Genomic DNA, 395 nt, shown 5'->3' with positions numbered 1-395 from the left:
GTAGGTGTGGATGTGCTCGGGGGCCCGCTCGAGCTCGGCGAAGGGGGCGATGGCCCGCCGCGCCGCCCCGGCGAGCTCGTGGTCGACCTCGAGAAGCAGTGTCTTGTCGCTCTGGACGATGAGAGGCCCGTTCACAAACGTCCCTTTCCTGCGGGGGTGGCCGACCGGGCGCGGTCGGCCAAACCTCCAGTCTGCCGCATCCGCCCAGTGGGGGGACAGCCATGGCCGCGCGGCCGCGTACGAGCCGCCGCGCGGCCGCCGCCCACCGCACGAAGAGAACGCACCCCTCACGGTCCAGGTGAGCACGGCAAGGGGCCCGGCACTTGGTGTGCCGGGCCCCTGTGCCGTGGTGCGGGTGATCAGACGCTCGTCGCGCGGCGGCGGCGGGCGCCGAA

1 protein-coding gene is annotated in these 395 nt (G+C 73.7%); it reads right to left on the bottom strand.

Going from position 1 to position 395, the window contains the following annotated elements:
• On the bottom strand, nt 1–135 hold a 135-nt coding region (locus tag G3I78_RS50280; protein ID WP_164437363.1), incomplete at its 3' end, for a helicase-associated domain-containing protein.
• Between the last annotated feature and the right edge of the window lie 260 nt (nt 136–395).

Source organism: Streptomyces sp. SID13726 (genome assembly GCF_010548375.1).
Classification (GTDB): domain Bacteria; phylum Actinomycetota; class Actinomycetes; order Streptomycetales; family Streptomycetaceae; genus Streptomyces.
Note: the sequence above shows the minus strand (reverse complement) of the source record. Positions and strands in the feature narration are given on the sequence as shown.